At 55.7% G+C, this 22764-nt stretch carries 19 protein-coding genes and 2 pseudogenes; 14 read left to right on the top strand and 7 right to left on the bottom strand.

Annotated elements, in window-relative coordinates:
• Position 1: 1 nt before the first annotated feature.
• The 3 genes and pseudogenes from HJC04_RS31510 to HJC04_RS31500 all read right to left on the bottom strand — a co-directional run.
• Positions 2-664, bottom strand: coding sequence for a poly(R)-hydroxyalkanoic acid synthase subunit PhaE (locus HJC04_RS31510; RefSeq protein ID WP_259666072.1), 663 nt, complete (start codon positions 662-664; stop codon positions 2-4).
• A 35-nt stretch (positions 665-699) separates the two neighbouring features.
• The gene (locus HJC04_RS31505) at positions 700-870 is read right to left on the bottom strand and encodes a hypothetical protein (RefSeq protein ID WP_375337011.1); all 171 of its coding nucleotides are present in this window, start codon (positions 868-870) and stop codon (positions 700-702) included.
• Positions 860-1164, bottom strand: a pseudogene (locus tag HJC04_RS31500) (thiamine pyrophosphate-binding protein); the annotation flags it as partial. The pseudogene HJC04_RS31500 and the gene HJC04_RS31505, both read right to left, overlap by 11 nt.
• 2575 nt (positions 1165-3739) lie before the next feature.
• Between HJC04_RS31500 and HJC04_RS01310 the strand changes: the two are divergent.
• The 10 genes from HJC04_RS01310 to HJC04_RS01265 all read left to right on the top strand — a co-directional run bounded on the left by HJC04_RS01310 (position 3740) and on the right by HJC04_RS01265 (position 13406).
• Positions 3740-4285 carry a TlpA disulfide reductase family protein gene (locus HJC04_RS01310; protein ID WP_221109222.1) on the top strand — a complete coding sequence of 182 codons (546 nt, stop codon included), beginning with the start codon at positions 3740-3742 and terminating at the stop codon, positions 4283-4285.
• Positions 4286-4461: 176 nt separating this feature from the next.
• On the top strand, positions 4462-5313 hold the full coding sequence (locus tag HJC04_RS01305) for an electron transfer flavoprotein subunit beta/FixA family protein (RefSeq protein WP_018484294.1): 852 nt from the start codon (positions 4462-4464) through the stop codon (positions 5311-5313).
• A gap of 17 nt (positions 5314-5330) precedes the next feature.
• The gene (locus HJC04_RS01300; RefSeq protein WP_221123935.1) at positions 5331-6467 is read left to right on the top strand and encodes an electron transfer flavoprotein subunit alpha/FixB family protein; all 1137 of its coding nucleotides are present in this window, start codon (positions 5331-5333) and stop codon (positions 6465-6467) included.
• Complete coding sequence (locus tag HJC04_RS01295) at positions 6454-7761, top strand: FAD-dependent oxidoreductase (RefSeq protein WP_027667868.1); 1308 nt, start codon at positions 6454-6456, stop codon at positions 7759-7761. The genes HJC04_RS01300 and HJC04_RS01295 overlap by 14 nt, the downstream gene beginning before the upstream one ends.
• A 12-nt stretch (positions 7762-7773) precedes the next feature.
• On the top strand, positions 7774-8070 hold the full coding sequence (locus HJC04_RS01290) for a ferredoxin family protein (RefSeq protein WP_027667869.1): 297 nt from the start codon (positions 7774-7776) through the stop codon (positions 8068-8070).
• 198 nt (positions 8071-8268) lie between these two features.
• Positions 8269-9828: a nif-specific transcriptional activator NifA gene (gene nifA / locus HJC04_RS01285; protein WP_168325745.1), complete on the top strand. Its 1560-nt coding sequence runs from the start codon at positions 8269-8271 to the stop codon at positions 9826-9828.
• 214 nt (positions 9829-10042) lie between these two features.
• On the top strand, positions 10043-11536 hold the full coding sequence (nifB, locus tag HJC04_RS01280; protein WP_207246253.1) for a nitrogenase cofactor biosynthesis protein NifB: 1494 nt from the start codon (positions 10043-10045) through the stop codon (positions 11534-11536).
• Between the two features lie 15 nt (positions 11537-11551).
• On the top strand, positions 11552-11746 hold the full coding sequence (locus HJC04_RS01275) for a 4Fe-4S dicluster domain-containing protein (RefSeq protein WP_018484288.1): 195 nt from the start codon (positions 11552-11554) through the stop codon (positions 11744-11746).
• A gap of 267 nt (positions 11747-12013) precedes the next feature.
• Complete coding sequence (gene nifT, locus HJC04_RS01270; RefSeq protein WP_017958633.1) at positions 12014-12220, top strand: putative nitrogen fixation protein NifT; 207 nt, start codon at positions 12014-12016, stop codon at positions 12218-12220.
• 136 nt (positions 12221-12356) lie between these two features.
• Complete coding sequence (locus HJC04_RS01265; protein WP_221123344.1) at positions 12357-13406, top strand: class I SAM-dependent methyltransferase; 1050 nt, start codon at positions 12357-12359, stop codon at positions 13404-13406.
• A 119-nt stretch (positions 13407-13525) separates the two neighbouring features.
• On the opposite strand, the pseudogene HJC04_RS31495 reads toward HJC04_RS01265, so the two are convergent.
• Positions 13526-13777 (bottom strand): annotated as a pseudogene (locus tag HJC04_RS31495) (DUF982 domain-containing protein).
• Positions 13778-14263: 486 nt separating this feature from the next.
• On the opposite strand from HJC04_RS31495, the gene HJC04_RS31490 reads away from it, so the two are divergent.
• From HJC04_RS31490 to HJC04_RS01245, 4 genes are all read left to right on the top strand, one after another.
• Complete coding sequence (locus HJC04_RS31490; RefSeq protein WP_077988149.1) at positions 14264-14461, top strand: hypothetical protein; 198 nt, start codon at positions 14264-14266, stop codon at positions 14459-14461.
• 309 nt (positions 14462-14770) lie between these two features.
• On the top strand, positions 14771-15874 hold the full coding sequence (locus HJC04_RS01255; protein ID WP_138396826.1) for a histidinol-phosphate transaminase: 1104 nt from the start codon (positions 14771-14773) through the stop codon (positions 15872-15874).
• 408 nt (positions 15875-16282) lie between these two features.
• On the top strand, positions 16283-17311 hold the full coding sequence (locus HJC04_RS01250) for an LLM class flavin-dependent oxidoreductase (RefSeq protein ID WP_105009920.1): 1029 nt from the start codon (positions 16283-16285) through the stop codon (positions 17309-17311).
• Positions 17312-17988: 677 nt separating this feature from the next.
• A complete protein-coding gene (locus HJC04_RS01245) occupies positions 17989-19545 on the top strand; it encodes an ISL3 family transposase (RefSeq protein ID WP_221123345.1) in 1557 nt (518 codons plus the stop codon).
• A gap of 75 nt (positions 19546-19620) precedes the next feature.
• Here the strand turns inward: HJC04_RS01245 and HJC04_RS01240 are convergent, their stop codons facing one another.
• Genes HJC04_RS01240 through nodC form a run of 3 tightly spaced genes read right to left on the bottom strand, consistent with a single transcriptional unit; the run spans position 19621 to position 22753 of the window.
• Complete coding sequence (locus HJC04_RS01240; protein ID WP_138396797.1) at positions 19621-20400, bottom strand: ABC transporter permease; 780 nt, start codon at positions 20398-20400, stop codon at positions 19621-19623.
• A 3-nt stretch (positions 20401-20403) separates the two neighbouring features.
• Positions 20404-21438, bottom strand: coding sequence for a nodulation factor ABC transporter ATP-binding protein NodI (gene nodI, locus HJC04_RS01235; RefSeq protein ID WP_221123365.1), 1035 nt, complete (start codon positions 21436-21438; stop codon positions 20404-20406).
• Positions 21439-21475: 37 nt separating this feature from the next.
• Positions 21476-22753 (bottom strand): chitooligosaccharide synthase NodC, encoded by a 1278-nt coding sequence (gene nodC, locus HJC04_RS01230; protein ID WP_221096999.1) that lies wholly within the window; start codon positions 22751-22753, stop codon positions 21476-21478.
• Positions 22754-22764: the final 11 nt, after the last annotated feature.

Raw genomic sequence — 22764 nt, 5'->3', positions numbered from 1 at the left:
CTTATCCTTTTCCTGGTTGTGTGGCGACGCCGCCTGCACCTTCGACTTCATCGCGCTGTGCCCTTATGCTGGCGCGCACCTCCCGCCTGAGTTCCGTGAACTGCCGCGTCAGCTCGTCGAAGTCGTGTTGGCTCGGAACGCCTAACAGCTTCGCGACGCTGTCGGTCATTTGCTGCTGGCAGGTGCGCAGGTCCAGCGCGGCGAGCAGCAATTCGCGCTGCGCGGCGAGGAAATCCTTAGAGCGCAGGTTGCTGATCAGTTCCTTGTTCGCAATGTCCCTCCACTTGTCGAAAGCCTTGCGCCAGCCGAAATCCTTGGCGTCTCCTTCCTTCGTGCCGGCGAGCGTTGCGCTGTAGCGTTCATAGGCCTTGCTCCACGGCACGGAGGCTATGGCGTGATAGGCCGCCATGCGCTGGCCCACGTCCATCCAGGCAGCCATCAGCGCGTAGACCTGCCGGTCCAGGTTGCACATGTCGGCAAGGTGCGGGCCTTCCACCATGCGCTTGATAGTTTTCAAGATCTCGCCGCCCTGTGCGGCGGCAAACAGGCTGCTGTCAGCCGCGCGCATGGTGAAAAAGGGCATCATCGAGTTGAACCACAATTTTCCAACCTCCTCTGACTGCTCCATGTTGCTGCGCCACATTTCCGACATGCGCAGCAGCATCTGCGAGAATTCCGGTTGGTCGTCCGAGCTCGGGGTCATGGCCGGCTCACTCCCGCAAGCGCGCTGGCATAGATCGCCCGGGCGTGATCGTAGTCGAGCTCGCGCGGATTGTTGATCAGGAGGCGCTCCTTTTGCTTCATCGCATCCTTCGCTAGCTTGGAAAGATCGCCTTCGCCGATTCCAACCGCCGATAGGGAGCCGGGCATATTCCGCGCCGTTCGGGAAGTTGAGCACGCCCGGACCGCAGGTGGCCATGCAGACGCCAGTGCGGCCGGTGAGCCGACTCCAGTTGGCGGCCATGAGGGCCGCGGCCCACTCGGTGTGGGTCGGCACGAGCTTGATCGTCGAGTTGCGCAGCGACTCGACGAGGTCGATGGTTTCCTCGCCGGGGATGTAGAAGATGACCGTGACCCCTCGTTTTCAAGCGCCCGGACAACGAGATCGGACGCCTTGACCTCGCGCTGTTCGCTCTCAGGGCTGGGGGTGATCTTTTTTCGCATTCCTGCCATGTCAGTCTCCCTTCGTGCCAATCAGGTCGGGGACCACGATCGGGCTTTAGCGACCCGACTTACTCTGAGCACTACTCGTGCCAATCAGGTTGCGCCGGTAAGCCTTCGAGATTGCACATGTTTCGTTGTCGCTATGCGAGGGGTTTTGTAGGGTTCCCGACATGTCGTGTCGCAATCCGCCTCGATCACCACCGCGAATGAAGGGGCGGTTCGATAGGCTTCAGGTGGGATAAGTCCATGATAGCTGCGCCACGAGTTGGAAGATTTCAACGCCGAATAATCCCCCGGGAGATGGCACGGGGACTGAAGTTCTGGTGCGGTGGACGTGTATCGAGCTCGGTCTGCCGTCGATAATCTGACTAGCGACACCAAAATCGAAATATCCCCCGGCGCCGTTGTCGATAAGGTAATTCTGATAGGTGCATGTCACCGCCCTGTAGTGTGGCGTCTTGCGGTTGGCGCTCCGTCAGCAAAGATGCCCCGTCGGAGAAGATGGCCTTTGCGATTGGCGAGAGGAAAGTGCCGGAGACGAATGTGCCGGCGGCAAAGTCATGGGAGAACCAAGAAGATGCACGCCGTTACCAGCTTATGCTTAGGGCTTCCGCTTGGATTTGCCGGCCCTTGCCGTGGCCCATCGCCGATACCCTTCTTGCCCGTTTGTCGAAGAGCGCCCTGCGCCGACTGCTGCGCTAGCGTTAAAAGGTCAGTTTTTTGGGTTAGCGAAAATGCCATCACGCATGTCCGTTACCTCCCTGATTCGCATGAAAGCCTGTCCGCGGTTGAAGCGGAGCGCTCTGGAATTCGGAAATGCACTAAGTGACGCGGCCCTTGGCGACTGCAGGTTTCCAACCAAAATTGCCAGATCTGAAGCGGAGAATGATCTCCCGGTAGCGCAGATTTTGTCCTCATCCAGAGCCGTCATGCTTTCCGCCCTTCACTTGGTTGAAGGGGAGCCGTTGTCTGGCGACGTCGGATGCAGCCGTCCTCCCACTGCGGTCGGCCACCGCCCGGCGAGCGGGCATTCGCCACACCTAGTGGGTAAAGATCTGCCGCGTGCCGCGCGCCTCCATAGCCTCCGAATGCCGCGACAGCGCATGAACTTGGGCTGCGCTGCGCAAGGTGCTGTCCTTGTCTTGGACATATGCGCAAATGGCGTCGGCTTCCTATTCCATCTTCTCAAGGTCCTTCACTGCGAGATCAATTACCCAGGATCGACCTTCTCGAACTTGCGGCCACAGGGAGCCCGCGCGAAAGCGCGACCATTTTCTCCAACCGCCTGATCCGTTCGTCCTTACGAACGACACCAGCCTGCCCCGCGCTCAGCCGCCGCCCACAAAGTAATCTTCTCCCATAGGTCGCCATGTCTCGAGCGCCGGTTGACGCGGAAAAGCCGCGCAATCGAGGAGGTAGCCTTTGTCGCTGATCTGACAAAGGTGAAGACAACGTCGCAAATTGTTGTCATGCGTCTGAAGGACCACAAACTGGCGCTGGCTCAATGCAGCAAGTCGCGTCAGATCATGTGGCTTCCGCTTGTTCATTTGGGGATACGGTAGCCCAACCGATCAGAACGGCGTTGATATGACGATTGAGGCGGTGAGGACTCAAGAGTTCGGCAGGCTGCAGCAGCGTTTATGGACGGCTTTCGATTGATATTTCCAGCAAGGGTTTCTCCACGCTTCTGGCAATGATCCTGCTCACGCCGCAACATCAGCTAAACCGCTTGTCCAACCTCACTAGGCGCCCGCAGCGTTATTTTCTCGATCGCTGTGCTTCTGATCGCGCATACGGTGTCGCTAGTCAGATTATCAACGGTAAACCGAAGCTCGATACACGCCCACGGCACCAGAACTTCAGTCCCCGTGCTATCTTCCGGCGCATTGTTTGGCGTTTAAATCTTCCGGCTAGTGGCGCAGCTATCATGGAGTTGCCGACCTGAAGCCCATCGAACCGCCCTCCGTTCGCGGTTGTGATCGGAGCGGATTGCGACACGACATGTCGGCAACCCTACAAAACCCCTCCGCATAGCGACAACGAAACATGTGCAATCTCGGAGGTTTACCGGCGCAACCTGATTGGCACGAGTAGTGCTCAGAGTAAGCCGGGTCCCTAAAGCCCAAATCCGATTGGGAGCTTAACGCCTATGCACATCGTGGTCTGTATCAAACAAGTGCCGGGCTTCAGACGCCTAGTATCGTCGTCGTCGGGAAGCAGACAATTGACTGCGACACGGCCCCGGTCTGACCGGCATCGGAAGGAGGCCGAACCTCCAGCAATCGACTTACATAGCGAGGAGCTCTGGAATGGCCTCCTGCTCCATCTGCTTTAGACCTCGGCACCTTCCCGTCACGACGGTGACTATCGTCACGCTCTCATAAGAAGGAATTTGCAATGGCGCGCACCCGCATAAGCCATTTCACAAGACGAGATCACAAACGTCTTTTGTCCAACCGATGGAACGTTCGCCGCGATGGCCTTTCAATATCAAAACAAATCGACCTGACACTTGGCAGGACAAGCTCATTCCTGGCGCGCGAAACGCCGGCTAAAACACTGTGGGGAACAAGACGTGACTTCTAGTTTAAATCTCGACTCTCCAGCCCCGTCTATCAAAGTGCAGAACTGGCTGCGCGGCGATCCGCTTTCCAACTTCCAGCTCGGCAAGATATACATTGTTGAGTTCTTTTCGACTACCTGCGGTTATTGCGAGCCGGAGCTATCCGACCTGGCGAAGTTGCACAAGAAATTCATCGACACGGGAGTTGAGTTCATCGGGATCGCAGCACGTGAGGAAGCTGCGACGGCTGACGACGCCCGAGCCCAGGTGGACGCGTCCATAACCAAATCGCTCCCGAATACGAACATGCGGATCGGACTCGACCACTCAGGCGAAATGGATGAGGATTGGCTCATAGACAGCCTGTCGTTCCACGTTCCAAAGACGTTCGTTGTCGACCGAGACGGTCGCATCGCCTTTATCGGTGATCTGGTTATGCTCGAGGACGTTCTGCCAAAAGTGATTGACGGCAGCTGGCGCGCCAGCGCGGAAGCAAAGAATGCCGAAGAGGAGCGGATTGCTGAAGGCGAGACTTATGCTGCGCAGATAGTTTCATGATCGAGTCTCGGCGGCGATAGAGATTAAGAATTGGAAGACGGCGCTCTCGGCCATTGAGGAGGGCATCAACCTGAGCCCGGACAGCATCTTCTTGCGGCGCAACTTTATTGGCACGAGCAGTGCTAAGAGTTAGCCGGGTCCCTAAAGGCCAAATCCGATTGGGAGCTTAAACGACTATGCACATCGTGGTCTGTATCAAACAAGTGCCGGACTCTGCGCAGATACGCGTCCACCCGGTGACAAATACGATCATGCGCCAAGGCGTACCGACCATCATTAACCCTTACGACCTGTTTGCTCTCGAAGAGGCACTCCAAGTTCGTAACCGCTATGGGGGCGAGGTGACTGTTCTCACGATGGGGCCGCCCATGGCTGAGCAAGCGCTACGCAAAGCCCTCACCCACGGCGCAGATCGCGCAGTGCTTCTCACCGACCGCCACTTTGCTGGATCTGACACGCTGGCGACCTCGTATGCTCTTTCTCAAGCAGTAGCGAAGATTGGCGAGAGCTATGGGGCGCCAGATATCGTCTTTACCGGAAAGCAGACAATTGACGGCGACACGGCCCAGGTCGGGCCCGGAATTGCAAAGAGGCTGAACCTCCAGCAACTCACTTACGTAACGAAGATTGTCTCCATTGATCCCACTTCGCGCGAGCTCATGGTTGAACGACACGCGGAGAGCGGCACGCAGATGCTGAAGAGCACGTTGCCATGTCTCATCACTGTGCTGGAAGGTGTCAATGCAATCCGCCGGGGCTCTCTCGATGACGCCTTCCGTGCCGCGCGAAGCCCGGTTCTTAAATGGGGGGCCGCTGACGCCGGCATTGGGGAGTTGACCAAATGCGGCCTAAGGGGATCGCCGACGGTCGTGAAGCGAGTATTCGCTCCTGGTCCTCGCGCCGAAAAAGCTATGCAAATGGACATTAACGACAAAACGTTGGCCGAGGTCGCCGCGGACACGGTCGCTGCAATTTTTGCCCGCGAGCCTGTTTTGGAACGCAAGCTCACGTCCCATGGCAATCGGTGAGCAGCGAGGAGTAGATTTTGGTCGCTAGAAAAAATGAAACGCCGGCAAACGCGGTCGGCCGCGCCAGCTCAGGGAAAAAGCTGCTTAAGTGTTTCGAAGATCACCGGCACGTCTGGGTCTTCATGGAACTTGAGCGCGGCAAGGTTCATCCCGTATCGATTGAACTCCTCGGCGAAGGCCGCAGGCTAGCTGACAAACTGGGTGTCCAACTTGCCGGGGTAATCCTCGGTTCGTCTGAAGGCGTGGGGACCAAGCCGGCCATTGAAGAGGCCTTCGCTTACGGAGCTGATATCGCCTATCTGGTAGAGTCGCCGCTCCTCGCCAACTATCGAAACGAACCCTTCACCAAGGCTTTGACGGATCTGGTCACTACTCACAAACCAGAAATTCTCCTTCTTGGCGCGACCACGCTCGGCCGCGACCTCGCCGGTGCTGTAGCAACGACCTTACAAACGGGGCTTACGGCTGATTGCACCGAGCTGGATGTTGATGGAGACGGTTCACTCGCAGCGACGCGGCCAACTTTCGGCGGGTCCTTGTTGTGCACGATCTACACGCTGAACAGCCGGCCGCAAATGGCAACGGTGCGGTCCAGGGTCATGGCGACGCCGCAACGTACGGATAAGCCAATTGGGCGCGTTATCCAGCACGAACTCACAATGGTCGAGGAAGCGATCGTCACCAAAGTCCTCGCATTCCTCTGCAACGATGGTTCTGAGCAATCCAATCTGGCCAACTCCGACATCGTGGTTGGGGGCGGACTCGGCCTCGGCGCTGCAGGAAACCTGCAGCACTTGAGAAACCTTGCAACGACGATCGGCGGGGGAGTCGGGTGCTCGCGCCCACTGGTCCAAAAAGGCTGGATGCCTGCTGATCGACAAATTGGTCAGTCCGGCCATACCATTAGACCTAAGCTCTACATCGCGGCGGGAATATCTGGCGCGGTCCAGCATCGCGTTGGCGTCGAAGGAGCCGATCTGATTGTCGCTATCAACCTCGACCAGAACGCTCCGATCTTTGACTTCGCCCACATCGGCGTTGTCGCTTGCGCGCTGGAGTTCTTGCCGGCGTTGACAGAAGCTTTCGCCAGGCGAATGCCACCGCACAACTCTATCAAGGGTATGGATCGAGGAAGGCTAGATGACCAAGAGTAAGTTCGACGCGATCGTCATTGGTGCCGGTATGTCCGGCAACGCCGCAGCGTATTCGATGGCTCGTCGCGGTCTAAAAGTGCTGCAACTGGAGCGCGGAGAACATTCGGGCTCTAAGAATGTTCAGGGGGCTATATTATATGCGAACATGTTGGAGGCGATTATCCCAAACTTCCGAGATGACGCTCCCCTGGAACGGCATCTGGTCGAGCAACGATTCTGGCTAATGGATGACTCGTCGCACACGGGCGTGCACTATCGCTCTGATGACTTTAATGAACTGAAGCCAAACCGGTATACGATCATCCGTGCCCAGTTTGACAAATGGTTCTCATCCAAGGTGCGCGAGGCGGGCGGCACAGTCCTTTGTGAAACGACAGCGACGAAACTTGCTCGAGATCGGAGCGGTAGTGTAATAGGCGTTTACACGGACCGAGAGGGCGGTGTGATCCTCGCGGACGTAGTCGTCCTCGCTGAGGGCGTGAACGGACTGCTTGGAACACGAGCCGGCTTGCGCGATATGCCGAAGCCAGAAAATGTGGCACTCGCTGTCAAGGAAATGCATTTTATGCCGGAAGAGGTCATCGCAGAGCGCTTCGGCCTCACCGGTGGCGAAGGCTGTGTGATCGAAGCCGGCGGCACGATTTCACGCGGAATGGCCGGACTGGGCTTCCTTTATACCAACAAGGAGTCGATCTCTGTGGGGATCGGCTGTCTCGTCTCCGGTTTAGCGGAAAGCATGGAAAATCCGTACCGCCTTCTTGACGCCTTCAAGCAACATCCATCCATCCGACCATTACTGGCGGGATCCGAGATCAAAGAATACGCCGCACATCTTATCCCTGAGGGAGGCTTCAAGGCAATCCCACAGCTCTTTGGCAACGGGTGGGTCGTCGTGGGCGACGCGGCGCAATTAAACAATGCCGTGCATAGGGAGGGATCAAACCTTGCGATGACATCAGGCCTCATGGCGGGTGAAGCGATCTTCCAGATAAAGAGCCGCGGCGGTCTCATGACGAAGCACAATCTCTCTCTCTATAAGGGTATGCTGGATAAGTCGTTCGTCATGAAAGACTTGATGAAACACAAAGATCTTCCAAGCCTCCTCCACACCGACAGTCACAATTTTTTCATGACGTATCCAACGCTTATATCTCAGGCGGCGCAAAATTTTGTGCGCGTCGACGGTGCACCTAAAATCAACAGGGAGAAGGCCACAGCTGCCTCCTTTATCAACGCACGATCCCGTTGGGGGTTGATTAGCGACGCGGTCCGCTCCGCCGTATCTTGGCGTTAAAAGGAAAATTCGATGAAGGCGACCACCATTGAGCGCATTGAGGATAAGCTGTACCAAAACCGATATCTCGTCGATACTGGACGCCCACACATTACGGTGCGGCCGCATCGGTCGCCAAGCCCAAGCCTGCTCGCCTTGACGCAAATCTGTCCGGCCAAATGCTACGAGGTGAACGATGTTGGTCAGGTGGCAATTGTTTCGGATGGCTGCTTGGAATGCGGCACATGCAGAGTGTTATGCGAAGCGAGTGGCGACATAAAGTGGAATTATCCCCGGGGAGGGTTCGGGGTCCTCTTCAAATTCGGATGAGGAGTCCCTACCTCCGCCGGGATAGCAGCGATCGATGCAGCTGCTGCAATAGCGGCGGCGATTGAATGTGCATCCACTCAACCTTTCGAAAGGCTAATTTTTGCGCCGTCGATAACACGTATTTTTAACTTAGGAATATGCGTTAGCATATTTCGCGTACCAGGGTAAAAAGCAGTGCACCCTCCCCTGTTTGTAGGCATGATTAAACCAGAGGCGCGGCTCCATATTCTCTACGACATCTCCAAAGAGCTTATCTCTTCTTTTCCTCTAGACAACTTGCTGAAGGCTGCCATGAACGCCCTCGTCGAGCATCTGCGATTGCGCGATGGCGGAATCGTGATTCACGGCTCGGGAGGAGAGCCTTGGATAAACGTACGGGCTCCCATTGGGGACGACGTTCGCTCACGTTCTCTGACGATTGAACAGGCGGACGCAATAGATCGTGTCATCGCTAGCGGTGAGAAGCACTTTGGGAAAAATTCTGTCGTTCTCCCCGTTAAAGTAAACCGGAAAGCAATCGGCGCATTGTGGATTGATTTCGCGCAGAAAAGCGGAGATCAGGACGAAACCCTTCTGGCAATGATTGCCGTCCTGATCGGCTTAACCTGCCAGCGCGATCGCGAATTGTGCAGCGATGGCGGCGCAGTCGCCGAGGAACAACAAGCAGGACAGATTCCGAAAATCAAACCGAAGCCTCATCCCACCCAACTCGATAAAATCGACTGGATCGTTGGGGAGAGCCCCGCGATCAAGAGGGTATTAGCTACCACCAATATCGTGGCCGCGACGAACTCCGCGGTGCTCTTGAGAGGAGAGAGCGGCACTGGCAAGGAATGCTTTGCTAGAGCAATACACGCATTATCGATACGGAAAAGCAAGGCGTTTATTAAGTTGAATTGCGCTGCGCTGTCGGAAACCGTTCTGGAATCCGAATTGTTTGGCCATGAGAAGGGCGCTTTCACTGGCGCTCTCCTTCAACGAGCTGGACGTTTCGAACTGGCCAATGGCGGAACGCTGTTGCTTGATGAAATTGGCGATGTATCACCACAATTCCAGGCGAAGTTATTGCGCGTGTTACAGGAAGGCGAATTCGAACGTCTCGGCGGAACGAAGACATTGAAAGTAGACGTTCGAGTTATATGCGCCACCAACAAAAACCTTGAAGTGGCCGTCCTTCGAGGGGAGTTCAGAGCCGACCTCTATTACCGGATCAATGTGGTGCCGATCATTTTGCCGCCACTTCGGCAGCGCGACGGAGACATTTCGCTTCTAGCGCAAGTGTTCCTCGAGCAATTCAACAAGGCAAATGATCGAAATTGCGACTTCGCCCCGTCGGCCATAGACATTTTGTCGAAATGCGCCTTCCCCGGCAATGTTCGCGAGCTGGACAACTGCGTTCAAAGGACCGCCACTCTCGCCAGTTCAAATACCATCACTTCATCGGATTTTGCCTGTCAGCAAGACCAGTGTTCTTCGGCGCTCCTCTGGAAAGACGCCCGCGACGGCACTGGCAACGGCCCGGTGCATAGTCTCAACCCGCGAGATACAATGTTAGGCGGACTGGGGGCCAACGTAGGTACTCCCAGCGGTGCCGCAGCCACAATCGAGGCAGCGGGTCTCACTGAGCGTGATCGGCTGATCAATGCAATGGTGAAGGCTGGCTGGGTACAGGCCAAAGCGGCTCGTATCCTGGGTAAGACGCCGCGGCAGGTCGGCTATGCGCTACGCCGGCATCGTATCGATGTGAAGAAAGACTAAGCGGAGAACGATATGAAGAATGTCGTAAGCTTTGGTTGAGTCGGCCTAACGACTTCGGGCGCGATCCTGTCTTGATTTCTACAAAACATCTCCGGCAGCAAGCGGGAAAAGAGGGCGGTAAAGGCGACATAAGCGCTGAAACAACAATGTCGCGTCGACCGGAATCTCTCTTGCTTTTGGAGCTGTAACCATTCCTCACCAGTGGAACAGTGCAATGTCGGAACCGGAGATAAAGGTCGGGACGACCACCAGTGCCCCCTTCGACCGGGCGCCGATGGCTCCCGCTATGCACGGCGGCCGCGCATCTTCGTCCTATGACCTTTCGGTGACGGATGACATAGATGCGCGGATCTGGGAGAGAATCAAAGATCATCCCTGCTTTTCAGAGCAAGCCCATCACTATTTCGCTCGCATGCATGTCGCGGTCGCACCTGCGTGCAACATCCAGTGCAACTACTGCAATCGCAAATATGATTGCACCAACGAAAGCCGTCCCGGGGTCGCATCAGTAAAGCTAACTCCCGACCAGGCACTACGCAAGGTGCTTGCCGTCGCCAGCAAAGTGCCGGAGCTTTCCGTAATCGGCGTTGCCGGACCGGGCGACGCTTGTTACGACTGGAGGAAGACCGTAGCGACGTTTGAAGGAGTTGCGAGAGAAATACCTGACATCAAACTATGCATCTCCACCAATGGATTGGCGCTTCCGGATCATGTCGATGAGCTAGCTGACATGAATATCGATCACGTGACGATCACCATCAACATGGTGGATCCGGTAGTCGGGGCGAAGATCTATCCGTGGATACTCCACGGGCATCGTCGATACACTGGCATAGAAGCTGCCAGGATCCTTCACGAGCGCCAAATGTTGGGTTTGGAATTGCTGACCAAGCGCGGCATCCTCACCAAAATCAATTCGGTTATGATTCCAGGCGTCAATGACACGCACCTCGTCGAAGTTAACCGATGGATCAGAGACCGCGGCGCATTCATGCACAATGTGGTGCCCCTGATTTCCAAGCCTTCGCATGGTACTTATTACGGTCTTACGGGTCAGCGTTGCCCGGAGCCGTTCGAACTGAAGGCACTTCAAGATTGTCTCGATGGCAACGTCAAGCTTATGCGTCACTGCCAACAATGCCGGGCCGACGCCATCGGTTTGTTGGGCGATGATCGCGAGCGAGAGTTTGCCCTCGACCAGATCTCCACCAAAGTTGAATTCGACACCAGCAAGCGCGAGGCCTATCGCAAGCTGGTCCAGCACGAGCGAGGGGATCAACTGGCAGCAAAATTGGACGCGAACAAAGCAGTCAAGTCACTGAGTTCTTCGGGAACCCTTGCTGTTGCCGTGGCGACTAAAGGTGGCGGCCGGATCAACGAACATTTCGGTCAGGCAAGAGAATTCCAAGTGTATGCAGTCTCACGAAAGGGGATCAACTTGGTGGGACACCGCAAGGTCGAGCAGTATTGCCTCGGTGGTTTAGGCGAGAAGGCCACTCTCGATCACACTATCGTTGCACTCGACGGCATCGACATTCTGCTTTCTTCCAAAATCGGCGATTGCCCAAAGAAGCGGCTGGCAGAAACTGGCGTGCGAGCCAGTGACGCATTTTCCTATGATTACATCGAGACTGCGATTGGCGCGCTATACGCCGCCGAGTTTGGCGGCAAACCGGCGATGCCGACGGCTTTAGGCCCCTCTAATTGAATCAGGAGCTAAAACATGGCCTTCAAGATCATTATATCCCAATGCACCCAGTGCGGCGCTTGCGAATTTGAATGTCCCTCAGATGCGATCAGTTTCAAAGGTGAGGGATATGTTGTGGATTCAAAAAAATGTACCGAGTGCAGGGGTGAGTTCGACACGCAACAATGCGCTTCGGTGTGTCCGATGCCGAAGACCTGCGTCCCTGCCTGATCGTCACCAGACTAAAGCGCAAAGAATGGGACGAGTGGCCAGTGGTCTCCTAGGCGAATATGAGGTTAAAAATTCACGTACCACCAATATCCCATCCAGTGAGCGATGCGCGCAACCTGAGTAGCCGACGTGGGCCCCGGAACGGATGCCGTCCAAGACAGAGCCATAACGGAGGTGTCGGCCTGGTCATATGTCGTACCAAAATAATAGGCTTTGATAACGCTCGACTTTCGATCTTCAAAGCCGCCGTAGCGAGAAGGGACATGCATGAGAGTGACAATCAGCAGAACTGACGTCGGCTTATCGGTCTATATTCACAAGAAAGACCTTGAGGAACCGATCATCTCGGTTGAGCACAAAAACCTATGGGGCGGCTTCATTTTGCTGAAAAATGGATGGCGGATAGCCCTCCCCGACCTATCGCAGAACAGGCGCCTGCCCGTTACTGTCGACGCGAGGAGGCTATCCAGTTAGCGTGTGCGCGGGTCGATAGATGAGCGTCGATTCCAAGTGCAAGCGGGCATACACCCCAAATAGAGGGCATCGAGTTCCCGATCCCTTGAAGGCGGCCATCGGCAAGAGGCCGCCCGTAAATAAGGAGGAGTCCGACATGACCCAACTCAACGACACAACGCTTGAGAAGCTCGTGGACCGCATCTTTGGCGACCTTGGCGGTGCATTCAGCGTGCCGCTGGTGCGGATCGGCGATGACCTCGGCCTCTACAAGACGCTGAAGGAGATCGGACCCGCGACGGCCGAGGAGGTTGCCGTGGCCGCTAGATGCGCGCCTCGCTATGTGCGCGAGTGGCTGGCAGCGCAGGCGGCTTCGGGCTATGTGCATTACGAGAATGGCCAGTTCTCGCTCACGCCGGAGCAGGCCTATGTGTTTGCTGAACCCGACAGCCCGTTCAACCTGATTGGCGCGTTCGATACCGCTGCCGCGATGGTCGGAAATCAGCCGAAGGTGCAGTCTGCCTTAAAGACCGGTGAAGGCGTTGCCTGGGGCGACCAGGCTGGCTGCATGTTCTGCGCTGTAGCGCGGCTGTTCCGCCCTGGTTACGTCAATGCGCTGGTCCAGGAGTGGCTGCCGGCGCTCGATGGCGTGATCGCCAAGTTAAAATCGGGTGCAACGGTGGCCGACGTCGGTTGCGGGCACGGGGTATCGACGGTGCTGATGGCGCAGGCCTTTCCCAATTCCTGGTTTGTGGGCTACGACTTCCATATGGGCTCGATCGCGGCTGCGAAAGCGCACGCTGAGGCGCACGGGTTGACGAACGTGCAGTTCGAGGTGGGCCGAGCGGAAGATTTCGACGGCCGGGATTTCGACTTGATCACCTGCTTCGACTGCCTGCACGACATGGGCGACCCGAAAGCCGCGGCGTCTCATATCAGAAAGGCGCTGAAGGACGGCGGCACGTGGATGGTCGTCGAGCCGATCGCGGGAGATACGTTGGAGGAGAACATCAATCCGGTCGGGCGCCTCTACTACTCGGCGTCGACGATGATCTGCGTTCCCACCTCGCTTGCGCAGGAGACAGGGCTGGCGCTAGGCGCGCAGGCAGGCGAACGGCGGCTGACCGAGGTGATCCGGTCCGGCGGCTTCACCCATATCAGGCGCGCGGCCCAGAGCTCGCTCAACATGGTGCTCGAAGCAACCTGATGGCAAGGAGTGGCGCGTCCGTGTCCGGCCAGCTGGGGCGGGCGCTCCGCGCAGACGTGACGTCGAAAGCGGGTAGCCTTTGAGATTCGGACTATCCTGGGGCTCGAGGGCAGATCCGGTCATCGCGCTCTAACTCCCTGCCGGACGAGAGAGAGCTGCGATACCCGCCTCATCGGCCACATGCAGAAGCGCTTACCGGAGTTGTTCCGGGGCAGTCTTACCGCTCAATGCGTCGACGCAAGCTTTGACGGCAGCCACATATTCCTCGCCGTCATAGCGTCGTTGATCAAGAGACGCGCCGCGTTGCCCAGCGTTCACACGATCTTGCGAGATGCCGGGCCTTGCAACGCAAACCCGCATTCTTTGTCCAGCGTGCCTTGGACCCAGCGTGCTTCGTCGTTGACTGTATCGCCTCTATCCTGCGCCATTTTAGCCGAGTGGCTTTCTGACGGGACCGTAACGGTATTCGAGAGGCAATTGAAAGTGAGGCGAGACACCGTCCGAAGATGGCTCGCTCAGTTGTTGGTAATGATTTACGAACGCCCGCTTACGATGGTTTTCATGTCTGGCTGCCAATGCCTCGATTTAATGCCGAAACATTGTGCAAGGGGGCTTTGGCCTCAGGCGTGATCGTTATTCCTCCCGCGCAACGGTTGTTGATCCTATGATCATAAACGCCGGTGATCGCTTATGTCTGGGAAGCGTCGTGGTCCGATTTATCGTCAGCTATAGCAACGATATCGAAAATCCCTGAACAATCTCAATGAAAGCCGTTCTGAAGTGTCGATAACCTACTGAGATTCTGTTCAGGGTCATCGCTTATCGGCTAGACTGGTAACACGACGACTGAAAAGATCATGGATTTCGACATTGCCAATCTGCTCGATTCAGACGAGGCAATGGAAGCCGGCGATTCAAAATTTATCGCCTCAGCCCTCGGCGTTCTTGCCGCGCGAGGCGCACCTGACAGCCGTTGTCGTATCCTTAGAAAGAACCCGTATGACGCGGAATTAGTTGTCGCCAAGGATTATGTCGAAATCGATGTCATCGATTAGATGAGCCACGCCAATTGTATCGTAACGCTGGCCGGGTAAGTTTCGAGAAGGCCATTTCGATCGACTTCCTATCGCGCTGCCATTTTCGAAACATGTGCTCGCGGACAGTCGGCAACGTCCCTGCTCTCCTGTCCCTTCCCGCACAGCCTGCCAGTCAATTGATAGCGTGGATGGATGCCATGCATAGAAATGATTTTACCAACCGTATAAAAATCCAATAAAAAAGTCGCGAGCCGATATGGAATGGACGAACAGGAGTATTTGTACCGGCACAATGTGATCGCCCCAGCGAATGAAACGGAGAAAAACATGTCGGATGCAAAATTGCAGAGCGTGCTTTCGGCTCTTGCGGAAGTGCCCAGACAGCTGAACGCTCTGCCTTCCAGTAAGGCGCCGGATGCTGGTTGCATCAAGCTAAACACGAATGAAAATCCATTTGCGTTGCCGGCAGTTGTCATGCAGAGCGCTATTGCTGCCCTCGAACGGCAGTATCTGTATCCGGAAAATGACAACATCAGTCTGAGGGAAGCAGCCGCCCTTACCTATGACCTCTCCAGAGATCAGGTGATCGCCGGGAACGGATCATCTGAACTTCTCGGGCTTATCTACAGGGCATTCCTTGCTCCGGGTGACACTGTCGCGATGGTGTCGCCGGGGTTTTCATTCAACCGCAAACTGGCCTTTTTGCAAGGAGCTGATTTTCTGGAAATTGGGTGGGGGGAAATTCACTCATTGCTGTCAAAGCAATTACTCCTCGGACCAGCAAAAGATGCCAAGTTCATTCTGTTGGCTAATCCGAACAACCCAACCGGAACATTTATTCCGATTGCTGACATCGAACTCCTTGTGGCACAATCGGATCGGTTGATTGTTTTGGATGAAGCCTATGTCGACTTTGCACCTGACGATGCTCTACGTCTGGTTAAGCGTCATGCGAACCTCCTGCTCTTAAGAACATTTTCGAAGAGCTATGCTGCTGCGGGCATTCGAGTTGGGCTCGGATTCGGTCATCCTGAGGTCATCGGCAGACTGCGAAACATACAGAACGTCTTCAACATGAACGTGATTGGCCATGCTGTTGGCGTCAGCATCCTTTCGAATCGGTCCGCCTACGACGAGAACCACAAGCAAATTAAGTATGAGAGACAGCGAGTGAGCGCAGCGCTCTCGCAATTTGGTTTCACCGTAACTCCCTCGCATGCAAACTTCCTGCTGGCCCGTGTGCCAGCAGGAAGAGATAGCGTCTGGTGGCAAGCCTCCCTCGAGCGGAAAAAGATACTCATTGCTGTCTTCCCCGATAGAGGACTGGAATATTCCATCCGCGTTAGCATCGGTACAAAAGCGCAGATGGATGCATTTCTTGCGGCGGTCAGCGATATTATGGGAGCTGAGGATCTCGAAGGCCGGCCTTAAAGCAACGCTGCCTCTGCTCTATGCGTTGCATAAACATGATATGGCGGGCAACGGGAGGCCGCTGCTCGATACTATCCGCCCGGTTTGGACCGGCCATCAAAGTCAAATCAGGAACCATCTTCACAAAAGGCGCGCGTCGGCACGACCTGCAAAGCGTCGACGAAGCCACCGGGTCGGCATTCTCTAGGTCTTGGTGATGTAGAGCGGGCCGACGCCTGACGGTGGACTTTCGGCAACAGCAAAATCACAGATGGCTGCGGGCAATTTCGAGATCTCAATGATCTGCCCTCGCAGACGCAAAGCTCAGAGGTAAGTTCGCCCTGAGCATGAGATCATGTCCGCTCAGCAATCCAAGTCTTAAATTTGGATCGGTGCCTGAAGGATGTGCATGAACGTTGGAGATACGGAATGAGAAACGCCTTTCCTGCAAAGCTAAGCTTCGGCATCTTTGATCATTTGGACGAGGATGGTCGCGACCTCGCACAACAATATGCAAATCGCCTTACGCTAGCAGAGACCTGCGATCGGCTCGGTTTTTATGCGTATCATCTCGCAGAGCACCATTGTACTCCGCATGGCAGAGGCCCATCGCCGAATTTGTTCTTATCGAGCGTGGCACAGCGCACTCGTCATCTTCGCGTCGGCCCCATGGTCATGCTGCTAAGCCTGTGTCATCCGCTACGCGCGTTTGAAGAGATCTGTATGCTTGACCAGTTGAGCGGTGGTAGGCTCGAGTTGGGCATAGGCCGCGGATCACTCCCAATCGAATTGGGTTACTTTGGAATTGATGCGGACGCGGTGCCGGAGCGTTACGTCGAAGCCAGTGAAATCCTTGTCAAGGCAATGAAGGGCGGTACGCTATCCTACCAAGGCGATCACTTTGAGCTAAACAACGTACCATTGACGCTGAAGCCTTATCAGCGTCCGCATCCGCCCATTTGGATCGCCACCAACCGGCCCGAGTCTGCAGCTTGGGCCGCCGCAAATGGCGCGAATATCGCGTGCCTAGGACCCGCGTCTGTTGTTCGCAAAATTACTGATGCCTTCCATTCCCATCGAGAGGACTACGATGGCACGGACGACCAAGCCTCATTTCTCGGATTGCTCCGAATGGTGGTGGTCGGACGTTCTGCCGCGCATGCCTATTCACTCGCGGCACCTGCTTACGAACGATGGGTTAAGAGCTTCAAATTTCTATACGATATCAATGCGATCCCAGTTCCGTCAAACCTGCCGCTGACCTTGGATGCCGCAATTGAGAGTGAATTGTGCGTAGTAGGAACGGCAGCCTCTGTGCGACGGTCTCTTCTTGATCAGTTGGAAGAGGCAGGCGCCAACTATCTTCTGTGTCAACTCGCGTTTGGAGATCTGCCATTGGACGCTTCAATATACACTGCTATGACCATTCAGTCCGACATTATGGATCGGGTTGGTTGACTTCGGCAACCACTTGGCGCGCCGCCTGACCTTTCCCCGTGGACTCCGCAACTAACACCAGTTATCCCATGCCGCCTCCACGACACCAATTGAATCAAGGAGTCGGCCCGAAGGAGCCCCGGCCGACCTTGCTCCAAAGTTTTTTTGGAGTTCCCTCCAACAGTTTTGTGACGATCAGATTAAGGCTGGCTTAGGGGAATTGCCAGGCTGTCTGTTGCTTTCTCTAGCCGAAAACGTGGCGGTTCCGGCCTAGTTTCTGTGGGTCATGCCATCGAGGATTGTGTCGTCCCTAGAAACCGCAAGATCGCGTACAGACCAACGGCTATCGCCGACCCTGATTGATCAGCTGACGGGGCTCGACAGCACGGTCGTCATCGGCGGCATCGCTGGGCTCACGCAGACCATGCTGGCCGAGGCCGGAAAAATGGACGTTTGACCTTGGCATTAGGCCGCGCAATCGTAGTGAGGTGCTGACGGTGGCAGCCGTAGCAAATTGGTGAGGCGGCATCACGCCGCTGGTGCCGGGGGTCGTCGCTGCCCCAATATGGTTAGCGATGATGGCCGCGGAGACGCGATGTGCCCTTTTACTTGTCAATCAGCACCGAACATTGGGTCTGACTCATATTTGATGATTTCGCGGTCGAAACTGGCGCGGTTATCAGAAAGGAATCAGCACCATGGCGACCAAGTTTCGTCTGTCGTCCCTGATCCCGGCCGGATTGATTGTTGAGCGTTCCGACGAGAGCGACGGGGTTATCATTGTTTCCGCGCGGGCTGCCGTCGATCGACGTTCCTGCCCTTTATGCAGCCGACTGGTGGATCGTGTTCATAGCCGCTACGTTCGGATAATTGCCGACCTGCCTTGTGCTGGCGTCAGGGTCCAACTGCGGTTGTCGGCACGGCGCTTTGTCTGTGAGGTGACATTCTGCCGTCGTCGGATTTTCGTCGAGAGGTTTGGCGAGCTTGTCGTTCCAGAACGCGGTCGTCGAACTGCTCGGCTTGATACCGTCGTGCATCATCTCGGGTTGGCTCTGGGAGGGCGGCCTGCAGCAGCCTTTGCCAAACGCTTGATGATCCCAGTCAGCAATGACACGCTGATCCGCGCGGTGAGAAGAAAATCGTCGGCGCCGGATGACGCGCTAAGCGTCGTCGGCGTCGACGATTGGGCTTTCCGCCGCAATCACCGCTATGGCACCGTTGTGTGTGACCTTGAGAAGCGAAGGATTATAAAGCTTCTGCCTGATCGGGAGATCGCAACAGTTTCGACCTTCCTTGCTCAACACCCCGAAATAGCGATTGTTTCCCGCGATCGAGGCGGCGGCTATCGAGAAGCTGCCGCAAAGGCTTTACCCCATGCCATTCAGGTCGCAGATCGTTGGCATTTGATGGAGAACGCCAGCGCGGCGTTCCTCGACGTCGTGCGAAAATCCATGCGATCAATCCGTGCCGCAATTGGTGCTACGACGATCAATCCTACGCTACTCACCTGCGCTGAACGACTGCAATATGACAGCTATCTGCGGCGGGAGGATGCGAATTCGACGATCAGTAAGCTGTCCTCCGATGGCGTTCCAATAAAGGAAATCGTTCGACGAACCGGCTATAGCCGCGGAACGGTTCGCCAGATCGTCCGCGGTCACAGAACCGATGTGTTTCGTGTCAGACAAAGTTCCCTTGAGGCCTATCTTCCCTTGCTGGATCAACTCTGGAGATCTGGGCAGCACAACGGCGCTGAACTCTGGCGGCAGCTAAAACGCAAAGGCTTCCGTGGATGTTCTCGTGTTGTCGGGGAGTGGGCGGCAAGACGACGGCGGTCTGAGCGGGTCTGCGATCAACAACTTCAAAAAGTGCCCTCCGCCAGAACGATTGCCCGATTGATGACAACTGCTCGCGATCAACTGAGTAAAGCTGAGACAATCACCATTGCTGCCATAGAAGCCGGCGTTCCCGCCCTGATCGAAGCCCGCAATCTAATTGATCGTTTCCAGACAATGATCCGAAGGAAAGCCAAGACAGAACTCGACCCGTGGATCGCTGATGCACGCGACAGTCTGTTCGCCCCCTTCGTCAACGGGATACTGAAAGACAAGGCAGCGGTGTCCGCCGCCATCACAGAACCTTGGTCGAACGGCCAGGTCGAAGGACAGATCAACAAGCTGAAGCTCGTTAAAAGGCAAATGTACGGGCGTGCCAAGCTGGATCTTCTTCAGGCACGGTTGATCGGCGCAATGTGAAAGAAGTCGTCATCAAAAATGCGTCAGACCCAACATTCCATGCTTAAACACATTTTACTTGCTAAGCAGCATTCTTCACCGCATCAGTCGCCGCCGAAGCAATGCGGTAGACAAGAAGAATGGTACGACTATGTAGATGCAGAGAACGCCGATGTGCAGGCAGACATTGGTGATTGATTGGCCCAGCATCGTCGGGCGGATAACATCTACCGCATGTGCCAAGGGCAAGAACGCCGCAAGCTGCTGGAATGCTACAGGCAATTGGTCGATGGGAAAGACTGCGCCTGATAAGAACAACATCGGTGTGATGACAAGCGTTTGATAAAATATGAAATAATCGTAGCTGGGCGCGAGGGCCGTGACCACCATACCAAGGCTCGCAAAGGCAAAGCCAGTAAGGGCAATGACCGGAAGAGCATAGAGAAGAGACAGCCAGTGAGTGTATCCCAACATGGCGGCGACGATACCAATGCCGGTGCCTGCGAGCGACGCCTTAGTTGCCGCCCACGCCATTTCCCCAACGACGATATCCCCTAGCCTGAGCTGTGTGTACAACATTGCTTCCCAGGTGCGCTGGCCCTGCATTCGGCCAAAGGCCGCATAGATAGTCTCGAAAGTTGCAGCAGTCATCGCGCTTGTCGCGATCATTCCAGCCGCCAAAAATGCGGTGTACGATACGCCGTCAACGTGCCCTACCATCACTCCCAATCCAGCGCCGAGCCCGAATAGGTATATTATGGGATCGGCTAGATTTCCGAGAATGGATGCCAGCGCCGCTTTTTTCCAAGCCAGATAGTTTCTGCGCCAAACTGCGAGCCAGTTCAAACCGCCAGCGGGTAATGTTGCTACGCTCATCGTCTACTTCTCCATCTCGCGTCCGGTTAACCGCAAGAAGACATCCTCTAGATTTGGTGGACGCTCCAGCAAGCGCAGGCCCGAATATCCACGCAGTTGCGCGCGCACCTGCTCTGGATCAGGCGTGTAGCAGAACAGGGTCTCTCCGCTGATTTCCAGTCGCCTAGCGTTTGGCCTGATCAAAAGACTAAGCTCCTGCGGATCGCCACCATAAATTTCGATCACGGGACAGCCAATCTGCTCCTCGATCAGGGCATGCGGTCGGCCTTCGGCGATCTTTCGCCCAGCTTCAAGCACGCACAGCCGGTCGCACAAGCGCTCCGCCTCTTCCATGATATGGGTGGTCAGAAGAATTGTCTTGCCTCGTGCCAACAGCGATCGAAGCCGCTCCCAGATCAAGTGTCGTGCGTGTGGGTCGAGACCAGTGGTCGGCTCGTCCAAAATGAGTAGCTGTGGGTCATTAATGAGCGCACGCGCCAAAGTGAGGCGCCGCTTCATTCCTCCAGATAGGTCTGCCACACGCGTATTCGTCTTGCTCTCAAGTCTCGCAAAATCAAGCAGAGACGGGATGACCGCTTCGATTTCTCGGGTGCTCATGCGGAAGTAGCGGCCGTATACCAAAAGGTTTTCGCGAACCGTGAATTCCAAGTCGAGATTATCGAACTGTGACACGATCCCGATTTTCGCGCGTGCCAAGCGAACCTGGCGCGGTTCCCGTGCTCCGAGTACAGTGATTGTGCCTGCACTTGGCGACGTCATCCCTAGGATCATACGGGTGATCGTACTTTTACCTGCGCCGTTCGGCCCTAAAAGACCAAAACATTCTCCGGCGGCGATAGTAAACGACAAGTCATTGACGACGACTTTACCACCATATGATTTCGAAACACCGGCCAGGTCGATTGCAACTGGGGACAATGCGCCAGAAGGCGAATCCACTGCCTTGCATTTCGAACCGCCCTGCCGCTCCGACGAGATGATATGATCCAGGTGCGGATCAGCGATCGTCGTCTTCAAATTCGCTAATTGCCCGTTCATTTCTTGTCCCAAATTTTGAGCTGCGGTGGCGCGATCATCACTCGCCACTATAGGCAATTTCAGATGTCGCCCGTCCTGGAATTTTGGCAGGGCCCTGCTGACCAACATTCGGCGCAACAGCTACTGATCCGCGCGACAGCCAGTCGCTATTGGATAGGGTACAAAGGGCATAGGCTTTCAAGGGAATTAAGAGAAAGATGTTCACGAGCGTGTGGAGAGCAAAACTCAGAAACCTAAGTTCGCGGGCGCGATAGGCAGCCACGCTACACCGTACAAGAGTCATGGATCCAATGACCAGGATCGTCCACCAGGGTACTGTGGCGGTCAGCGCAAACTGGCCAATTCCTGTCAATACCGACAGCGCAAGAAGTAACAGGCCGACATTTTGCCCGATTGCGTCCAGCGTGAGATACCGATCGAGGCCAGGCAGTACGGGAAGCGCAAGCAGAGTATCCCGAAAGGTGCTCCGTGCCCACCGTAGTTGTTGACGCAGATAAACACCCATCGTGTCTGGAACGACTGTCGCCGCGATGGCGCTCGGAACATATTCAGTTCGAAAGCCTGCGCTCAGCATGAGAATCGTCAAATGGCGATCTTCGCCGAAGTCACTCGGCTTGCCGCGATAAAGCTGCGTCTCGTACTGATCGAGCAGCGAAAGCATAGCAGACCGACGGTACATCGCACATGGGCCGCAGCAACACATAACTGCACCGAAGCGAGCTTGTGCCGCGCGCTCCTCGTTGCAGGCAATCCAGTACTCCATGTCAATCAAACGAGTTAGCCAGCTGTCCGCCTGGTTACTGGCTTTCATTTGGCCCATCGCCGCACCGACTGCTGGATCCCGCATTTTGTGGGCAAGCTTCGAGACTACGTCGGGGGCGATCGTGGTGTCTGAGTCCACATTCAAGATAAGATCCCCAGAGGACTGGGTTATAGCGGCGATTTGCGCTTTGCGCTTTCCAACATTTTTAGGGAGAATTGTGAAGTTGAATCTCTCATCGTCTGCATAGACAGCGCGCTGAGCCACCACCGCGTCGCGATTTTTGGAACCGTCGTCGACTACATAAATACGCAATTTTCCGGCATAATCTTGTTCCGCAAGCGACGCGAGGCATTCCGAAAGAACGATTGGGTCCTCGTTGAAGCACGGCACAATCACATCGACGCTTGGCACGGGGCTGGTTTCGATGTCTTGTGCAGGTGTTGTTGAGATCGTTGTCCGCCTAGCATGAAAAACCTGCGCGCTCTTGTAAACGGTGGAGAGCATTGCATAAAGCGAGACGGCGGCGATGCTGGTTGTTGCGAGCAGGGTCATGGTTTCTCGTT

This window comes from Rhizobium sp. NLR8a, assembly GCF_019685235.1.
In the GTDB taxonomy this organism is placed as follows: domain Bacteria; phylum Pseudomonadota; class Alphaproteobacteria; order Rhizobiales; family Rhizobiaceae; genus Rhizobium.
Note: the sequence above shows the minus strand (reverse complement) of the source record. Positions and strands in the feature narration are given on the sequence as shown.